This is a genomic window from Acidimicrobiales bacterium (assembly GCA_036399815.1).
Classification (GTDB): Bacteria; Actinomycetota; Acidimicrobiia; order Acidimicrobiales; family DASWMK01; genus DASWMK01.
In genome coordinates, this window is record DASWMK010000054.1 from 1 (window position 1) to 7,988 (window position 7,988).

Genomic DNA, 7,988 nt, shown 5'->3' on the forward strand with positions numbered 1-7,988 from the left:
CCTGGCGCCCGGGGTCGACGCCCTGCTCGACGTGCTGCTCGCCGGGGCCGTGTGCGTGGCCGGCGGGTGGGAGGCGGCCGTCGACGCCGCCCTCGCCGCCCCCGCCGCCACCGTCGTCACCCCCGAGGGCGACCGCTTCTCGGCCAGGGGGTGGCGGGTCGGCGAGGCCCGCAGCGGGGTCACGAGGGCCACCCTCGACGCGGCCAGGGAGCGGGCCGCCGAGGCCGAGCGGGTCGCCGCCGCGGCAGCCGCCCGGCTGGCCGACGCCACGGCCGTGCTCGACGCCGCCCGGGAGGCGGAGGCCGGCGCCCGCCGGGCGCTGGAGGACGACGTCGCCGCGGCCACCGCGGCCGGGGACGCCCTCGCCCGGCTGGAGGCCGACCAGCGCGACGCCGAGGCCGAGGCGGCCAGCCTGCGGGCCCACCTCGGCGAGGTGGCGGCCAGGGCGGAGCGGGAGCGGGCCCGCCTGGCCGAGCTGGAGGCGGCGTTGCCCGCGCTCGAGGCCGAGGAGGCGGCCGGCGCCGAGCGGGCCAGGGCCAGGGCCGCGGCCCGGCGGGCCCTCGAGGAGCGGGCCGCCGCCGTCGGCGCCCTCCGCACCGACCTCGAGGTCCGCGCCGCCGGGCTCGACGAGCGCCGGACGTTCCTGCGCCGGCGCCTGGCCGAGGTGGACGAGCGCCTGAGCCGCGACGCCGCCGAGCGGTCGGCCGCCGAGGCCCGCCGGGTCGACGTCGACCGCCGCATCACCGCCACCGACCGCCTCGCCGCGCTCGTCGCCGACCGGCTGGCCGTCGTCGAGGGCCACCTCGCCGGCCTGCGCGAGCGCCGCCGGCGGCAGTCCGAGGAGGCGAGGGAGCAGTCCCGCCGCCTCGACGGGCTGCGGGCCGAGCGGGCCGACGCCGAGCGGCGCCTGGGCGAGGTCCGCGAGCGGCAGCAGCGGGCCGAGCTGGAGGAGGCCGAGGTCCGCCTCCGCCTGGAGACCGCGGTCGAGGGCCTCCGCCGCGACCTCGACTGCGAGCCGGAGGCCGCCGTCGACGCGCCCTGCCCCCCGCTGCCCGACGGCGTGGGCGCCGGGGCGAGGGCGAGGGAGCTCGAGCGCGAGCTCCGCCTGCTCGGCCCCGTCAACCCGCTCGCCCTCGAGGAGCACGCCGCGCTGCTCGAGCGGCACGGGTTCCTCGAGTCCCAGCTGGACGACGTGAAGTCCACCAGGCGGGACCTGGCCAAGGTGATCAGGGCGGTGGACGACGAGATCGTGTCGGTCTTCGCCGCCGCCTACGCCGACGTGGCCGACAACTTCGAGCGGCTGTTCGAGACCTTGTTCCCCGGGGGCAAGGGGCGCCTGCGCCTCACCGACCCGGAGGACCTGCTGACGACCGGCATCGAGGTCGAGGCCCGGCCCTCGGGCAAGAACGTCCGCAAGCTGTCGCTGCTGTCGGGCGGCGAGCGGTCGCTGACCGCCCTCGCCTTCCTGTTCGCCGTGTTCCGCAGCCGGCCGTCGCCGTTCTACGTGATGGACGAGGTCGAGGCCGCCCTCGACGACGTCAACCTCCACCGCTTCCTCGACCTGATCGCCGAGTTCCGCACCGACGCCCAGCTGCTCATCGTCAGCCACCAGAAGCGGACGATGGAGGCGGCCGACTGCCTGTACGGGGTGACGATGGAGCCGGGCGGCTCGTCGCGGGTGCTGAGCGAGAAGGTGTCGGCCGGGGCCTAGGCGGCCACGCCGCACACGTCGAGGGCGAGCACGGCCAGCGCCCGGGCCGTGGCCAGGACCTCGCCGATGGGCACCCGCTCGTCGGGCCCGTGGGCCAGGCCGGCGTCGCCCGGGCCGTAGTGCACGGTGGGGATGCCGCCGAGGCCGGTGAGGAGGCGCAGGTCGCTGCCGTAGGGCACGCCGAGCACCCCCGGGTCGGGGCCGCCGGGCATGACCGCCCGGTGGGCGGCGGCCATCCGCTCGACCAGGTCGCTCCCGGCCGGCAACCGCCCCGACGCGTACTGCCCGCCCCACCACTCGACCTCGACGGGGTGGTCCCGCAGCCAGGCGTCGCCGGCGCAGGCCTCGGCCACCGCCGCCTCGAGGGCGGCGCGGGCGGCCGCCGGCGTCTCGTCCAGCAGGACTCCGAGGCGGCCCTCGGCCACCAGCAGGTCGGGCACCGACGAGGCCCAGTCGCCGGCCCGCACGGTGCCGATCGACAGCGCGTAGGGCACCTCCCAGCCGGCCATCAGCGGGTCGACGTCCCGGTTGCGGCGCCGCTCCAGGTCGGCCAGCGCCGACCACACCGGCCACAGCTTGTCGAGCGCGCTGACCCCGTCCGGCCGGCGGGCGGCGTGGGTGGCCCGGCCCTTCACGGTCAGCCGGAACGTGAGGGCGCCGGCGCAGGCCGGGACGACGTCGAGCGAGGTCGGCTCGGGCACCACGCAGGCGTCGGCCCGCACCCCCCGCCGGAGGAGGCCGAACGTGCCGAGGCCGCCGTCCTCCTCGCCCTCGACCCCGGCGACGAGCACGTCGGCCCGCAGCGGCACGCCGGCGGCCCGCAGGGCGAGGGCGGCGAACCGGGCAGCGACCAGGCCGGCCTTCATGTCGCAGGTGCCCCGGCCGTAGGCGGACGCGCCGTCGACCGTGCAGGTGAACGGGTCGGTGGCCGACCACGCCCCCCGGTCGCCGGGCGGCACCACGTCCACGTGGCCGAGCAGCAGCAGCGACCGGCCGCCGCCGGCCGGGTCGGCCGCCGGGAGCCGCCCGACCACCCCCCACGCCTCCCGCCGGGGCACCTCGACCCCGGGGAACTCGGGGTCGGCCAGCAGGTCGGCGAGGGGCAGCGGCCAGTGGTCGACCTCCAGCCCGTCGGCGGCGAGGTCCCGGGCGAGGAGGGCCTGCGCGTCGTGCTCGCCGTCGGTCCCGGTCACGCTGGGCACGCCGACCAGGTCGCGCACGGCGGCGACCAGGTCGTCCTGCCGGGCGTCCACCTCGTCCAGCACGCGGGCCCGCCACTCGGAGGCGGTCGTCATCCCGTCCCCCGCTACGGCAGCCGGCTCGACCAGACGAGCGAGCCCGCCGCGGCCAGCAGGAGCAGCACGAGGCCCGCGCCGAGGAACCACCCGGTGATCTCCCGCTGCTCGGTCTCGTAGCCGAGCGACGACCCGATGTCGGCGTACACCTCCTCGAGCTGGTCGGCGCTGGCCGCCGTGAACGACGTGCCCCCCGTGACCTCGGCGATGTTGGCGAGCGCGTCCTCGTCGACCGGGACGGTGATGGCCGTGCCGTCGACGGTCACCATGCCGGCGTCGGTGCCGAAGGCGATCGTCGACACCGGCACCTCGGCGTCGGCCGCCGCCTGGGCCGCCTCCTCGTTGGGCCGCCCGACGGTCGTCTCGCCGTCCGACATCAGCACGATCCGGCCCGGCACCGGCGCCCCGTCGGGGGCGGGCGGCATCGTGTCGATGGCGTCCAGGCAGGCGTAGATGGCCTCGCCGATGGCCGTGCTCTCGTGGAGCTCGAGGTCGGCGATGGCCGTCTGCACGAGCACGTGCTCGGTGGTCGGCGGCACCTCCACCCTGGCCACCCCGTCGAAGCTGACCAGGCCGAGGTTGATGCTGTCGGGCAGGAGGTCGACGAAGTCGGCGGCCGCCGCCTTGGCCGCCCTGATCCGGTCCGGGGTGATGTCCTCGGCCTGCATCGACAGCGACGTGTCGATGGCCATCATCACCGTCGCCCGCTCGCGCGGCACCCGCTCGTCCCGCGCCGGCCGGGCGAAGGCGGCGACGAGCGCCGTCACCGCCAGCAGGAAGGCGACGGCCGGCAGGTGGCGCCGCCAGCGGGGCCGCTCGGGGGCGACCACGTCGAGCAGGGCCAGGTTGGTGAAGCGGACGGCGTAGCGGTCGCGCCGGGCCTGCACGGCGAGGTACGCCGCGGCCAGGGCGGCCACGCCGACCAGCAGGAGCAGCCGGGACGGGCTGAGGAAGGTCATCGCCGGCCTCAGGTGGTGAGCGGCTCGAGCCGGGCGCGGGCCTGCACCCGGGTGCGCCGGCCGGCGACGAAGCGGACGAGGTCGACCAGCCAGTCCGAGTCCGTGCGGAGGACGAGGTGGTCCGCGCCGGCGGCCCGGAGGGCGGCGGCGATGGCGGCCCGCTGCTCGGCGGCGGCCGCCGCGTAGCGGGCCCGCAGGCCGGCGTTCGCCGTCTGCACGTCCCGGCGCCGGCCGGTCTCGGGGTCGACCAGGGTGAGGACGCCGACGGCCGGCAGCTCGAGCTCGCGGGGGTCGACGACCTCGACGGCGAGCACCTCCTGGCGGGACGCCACTGCGCGGAGGGGCTGCTCCCAGCCCCGGTCGGCGAGGAAGTCGGACACCACGACGACCAGGCCCCGGCGGCGGGCGGTGGCGGCGAGCCGGCTCAGCCCGGCGGCCAGGTCGGCCGGGCCGCCGCCCTCGACCCGCGGCGCGGCGACGACGGTGTGGAGCAGGGCCAGCAGGTGGTCCCGGCCGGGGCGGGGCGGCACCTCGCGGATGCTCGACCCCTGGAGCACGACGGCGCCGATGCGGTTGCCGAGGCGGGCGGTGAGGAAGCCGACGGCGGCCACCGCGGCGACGGCCAGGTCCCGCTTCTCGCAGGCCGCGGTGCCGAAGTCGAGCGACGCCGACAGGTCGACCAGCACCCGGGTCTCGAGCTCGCGGTCGGCGACCGTGTCCCGCACGTGGGGGAGCGTGGTCCGGGCCGTCACGTTCCAGTCGATGCGGCGCACGTCGTCGCCGGGGACGTAGGCGCGGGCGTCGCCGGCCTCGGTGCCGTGCCCGGGGACGAGCCCCCGGTAGTCGCCCTGGAGCATGCCGTCCAGGCGGCGCACGACGGCCAGCTCCAGCCGGCGCAGCACCTCCTCGGGGGAGCGGTCGGCGACGGAGGGGGGTGCCGTCACCCCGCCACCCTCGCCCCGTCCTGGGTGGGCGCCAGCCGGGGCGCGGGGACGGTGGACAGCACGCGGCCGAGCACGTGGTCGATGCCGAGGCCCTGGGCCAGCGCCTCGTAGGACAGGACGAGCCGGTGGCGGAGCACGTCGGGGGCCACGTCGAACACGTCCTGGGGGAGCGCGTAGCCCCGGCCCCGGAGGAGGGCGAGGGCCCGGGCGCCGGCGACGAGGCCGAGGCTGGCCCTCGGGCTGGCCCCGTAGGCCAGCAGCTCGGCCAGGTCGGGCAGGCCGAACTCGACCGGGTGGCGGGTGGCGGCGACGAGGCGGACGGCGTACTCGACCACCCCGCGGTCCACGTACACCTGGTCGGCGGCGGCCTGGAGGCGGCGCAGGTCGTCGAGGCCGGTGGCCGGCGAAGCCGTGGGCGGCGACACGCCCATGCGCCGCACGATCTCGATCTCCTCGGCCATGTTCGGGTAGCCGATGACGACCTTCATCAGGAACCGGTCCCGCTGGGCCTCGGGCAGCGGGTAGACGCCCTCGGACTCGATCGGGTTCTGGGTGGCGAGCACGAGGAACGGCTCGGGCACGGGGAAGGTCTGGCCGCCGATCGACACGTGGTGCTCGGCCATCACCTCGAGCAGGGCCGACTGGACCTTGGCCGGCGCCCGGTTGATCTCGTCGGCCAGCACGAAGTTGGCGAAGATCGGCCCGAGCTCGACGTCGAACTCCTCCGACGAGGCCCGGTAGATGCGGGTGCCGACGATGTCCGACGGGACCAGGTCGGGGGTGAACTGGATGCGGACGAACGACCCGCCGACCACGGTCGCCAGCGTCTCGACGGCGAGGGTCTTGGCCAGGCCGGGCACGCCCTCGAGGAGGCAGTGGCCCTTGGCGAGGAGGCAGGCGAGCAGGCGCTCGATGGGCCGGTCCTGGCCGACGATGACCTTCTTGACCTCGAACAGGATGCGCTCGAGGACCGCGGCCTCGGCGGCGGGGGCGGCGACGGGGCCGTGGTCGGGAGCCATCGGCGAAAGGCTACGCACCCCGTGTGACGCTGGGACGGTCGCGACGCCCGCCCCGCCGCCCGGCGTCACCGTCGCACCCCCTCGGTAAGGTGCCTCTCACCCATGGAAGCCCTGATCGCCGTCCTCGCCGTCGTCCTCGTGCTGGCCCTCACGGCCGGCGGGGTGCTCGTCGCCCGCCGCCGGCGGGGCCCCGAGCTGGAGCCGCCGCCCGCGCCCGGCCGGCTCGGCGCCACCTCCGCCACCGCCGCCCCGCCCCGCCCCGCGCCGCCGCCGACCGTCGAGGTCGACGAGGCCCTCGCCGCCCAGGTCGAGGAGGCGCTGGCCCCGGCCGTCCCGGTCCCCGAGCCCGAGCCCGAGCCGGAGGCGCCGCCCAGGGCCCGGCCGTCCTTCCGCGACCGGCTGGGGAAGGCCAGGAGCCTGCTGGCGGACTACGTCGGCGCCGTCCGGTCGAAGTCGAAGATCGACGGCGAGACGTGGGACGACCTCGAGGAGGCGCTGATCCGGGCCGACGTCGGCGTGAAGACGACGGCCACGCTGCTCGACGGGCTCCGGGCCAGGGCCGACGCCGAGCGCATCACGGACCCCGACGTGCTGGTCGAGTCGCTGAAGGAGGAGCTGAAGGGGGCGCTCGCCGGGGGCGACCGGTCCCTGCTGCTGGAGGACGGCGTCACCAACGTCTGGCTCTTCGTCGGGGTGAACGGGGTGGGGAAGACGACCACGATCGGCAAGGTCGGCCGCCAGCAGGTGGACGACGGCCGGCGGGTGGTGATGGCGGCCGGGGACACGTTCCGGGCGGCCGCCGCCGAGCAGCTCGAGCTGTGGGCCGAGCGGGTCGGGGCCGACCTCGTCAGGGGGGCCGAGGGCGGCGACCCCGGCTCGGTCATCTTCGACGCCGTCCAGCGGGCGGCGGCGCGCGACGTCGACCTCGTGCTCGCCGACACGGCCGGGCGCCTCCACACCAAGGTCAACCTGATGGAGGAGCTGCGCAAGGTGCGGCGGGTGGCGGACAAGCCGCCCGGCAAGGTCACCGAGGTGCTGCTCGTCATCGACGCCACCACCGGGCAGAACGGCCTCGCCCAGGCCCGCCAGTTCACCGAGGCGGTCGAGGTCACCGGCGTGGTGCTCACCAAGCTCGACGGCTCGGCCAAGGGCGGCATCGTCCTCGCCATCCAGTCCGAGCTCGGCATCCCGGTCAAGCTCGTCGGCCTCGGCGAGACGGCCGACGACCTCGTCCCCTTCGACCCCGACGAGTTCGTGGACGCGCTCTTCGCCTGACCCCCGGCCGCGCCGACGGACCGCCGACCTGGCGCCGGCGGCCCCGGCGCGATCGGCGGCGCCGGCACCGGCGCCCGCCGTCCCAGCTGCCGCCGGCCCGGCCGCGTCCTCCTCGGGCGGCGCGGAGCGGTCGGCCCGTCGTCGGCCGTCGTAGGCCGCCGTCGGCCGGTCGCGTGCGGCGTGCCCGTCGGAGCGACCTGGCGGCGGCGCCGTACCAGCGGTCGGTCGCCGCTCGCGGTCGGCCGGCGGACCGTTCGCCGGCCATCTCGGCCGCGGTGCTGGCGCCGCCGGGCCGTGGCGGCGATCCTTGGCGTCCCGACGGGTGAGGAGGAGCCGATGATCGGACGGCTGGTGGTGGCGGGGGTGCGGGTGGCGCTCGCCCCGGCGAGGGGGGCGGTGGTGGCGGCGCGCCAGGGGGTGCGGATCGCCGTCGCCGGCTCGGTGCTGGCCGGCCTCCCGCTGCGGGCGGTCGTCGCCGTCGGCCGGCTCGGGTTCACCGCCGGATGGCGGGCCGGGCGCCTGGTCGGGCCGCGCCGCATCGCCCTGGTCGGCGCCGGCGTCGTCGTCGGGCTCCTCGTTGCGCCGGTGCCGGGCCGGGACCTCCGCGAGCGGGCCCGCCGGGCCCTGGCCGACGTTCGCCCACCCCGCCCCGACGCCCTGGCCGACCGGGTCCGGTCGGCCATCGGCTCGGACCAGCGCACCTGGCACCTGCCCCAGCCGGAGGTGGAGGTGACCGGCCGCCGGGTCGTCCTCCGCGGCGAGGTGCCCCACGAGGCCGGCCGCGG

The 7,988-nt window shown here is 77.5% G+C and carries 7 protein-coding genes; 3 read left to right on the forward strand and 4 right to left on the reverse strand.

The window, feature by feature from the left end; all coding sequences use genetic code 11:
- On the forward strand, positions 1-1,711 hold a 1,711-nt coding region (locus VGB14_04130; protein ID HEX9992097.1), incomplete at its 5' end, for an AAA family ATPase.
- Here the strand turns inward: VGB14_04130 and VGB14_04135 are convergent.
- Genes VGB14_04135 through VGB14_04150 form a run of 4 tightly spaced genes read right to left on the reverse strand, consistent with a single transcriptional unit; the run spans position 1,708 to position 5,928 of the window.
- Positions 1,708-3,006 carry an ArgE/DapE family deacylase gene (locus VGB14_04135; protein HEX9992098.1) on the reverse strand — a complete coding sequence of 433 codons (1,299 nt, stop codon included), beginning with the start codon at positions 3,004-3,006 and terminating at the stop codon, positions 1,708-1,710. The two genes, VGB14_04130 and VGB14_04135, sit on opposite strands and share 4 nt — an antisense overlap.
- 11 nt (positions 3,007-3,017) lie before the next feature.
- Entirely contained in the window at positions 3,018-3,965 is a 948-nt protein-coding gene (locus tag VGB14_04140; GenBank protein HEX9992099.1) for a VWA domain-containing protein, read from the reverse strand.
- A gap of 8 nt (positions 3,966-3,973) precedes the next feature.
- The gene (locus VGB14_04145; protein HEX9992100.1) at positions 3,974-4,909 is read right to left on the reverse strand and encodes a DUF58 domain-containing protein; all 936 of its coding nucleotides are present in this window, start codon (positions 4,907-4,909) and stop codon (positions 3,974-3,976) included.
- On the reverse strand, positions 4,906-5,928 hold the full coding sequence (locus VGB14_04150) for a MoxR family ATPase (protein HEX9992101.1): 1,023 nt from the start codon (positions 5,926-5,928) through the stop codon (positions 4,906-4,908). The genes VGB14_04145 and VGB14_04150 overlap by 4 nt, the downstream gene beginning before the upstream one ends.
- 102 nt (positions 5,929-6,030) lie before the next feature.
- Here VGB14_04150 and ftsY point away from each other — a divergent pair, with 102 nt between their 5' ends.
- Together ftsY and VGB14_04160 are read left to right on the forward strand one after the other, a co-directional pair.
- Positions 6,031-7,203 (forward strand): signal recognition particle-docking protein FtsY, encoded by a 1,173-nt coding sequence (ftsY, locus tag VGB14_04155; protein ID HEX9992102.1) that lies wholly within the window; start codon positions 6,031-6,033, stop codon positions 7,201-7,203.
- A 336-nt stretch (positions 7,204-7,539) separates the two neighbouring features.
- Positions 7,540-7,988, forward strand: a 449-nt coding sequence (locus VGB14_04160; GenBank protein HEX9992103.1) for a YtxH domain-containing protein, incomplete at its 3' end; no start/stop codon positions are given.

Excerpts from the sequence above, each read along its gene's own strand:
- VGB14_04135 (HEX9992098.1), bottom strand. The coding sequence starts at position 3,006 with ATGACGACCGCCTCCGAGTGGCGGGCCCGCGTGCTGGACGAGGTGGAC.
- VGB14_04140 (HEX9992099.1), bottom strand. The coding sequence starts at position 3,965 with ATGACCTTCCTCAGCCCGTCCCGGCTGCTCCTGCTGGTCGGCGTGGCC.
- VGB14_04150 (HEX9992101.1), bottom strand. The coding sequence starts at position 5,928 with ATGGCTCCCGACCACGGCCCCGTCGCCGCCCCCGCCGCCGAGGCCGCG.
- ftsY (HEX9992102.1), top strand. The coding sequence starts at position 6,031 with ATGGAAGCCCTGATCGCCGTCCTCGCCGTCGTCCTCGTGCTGGCCCTC.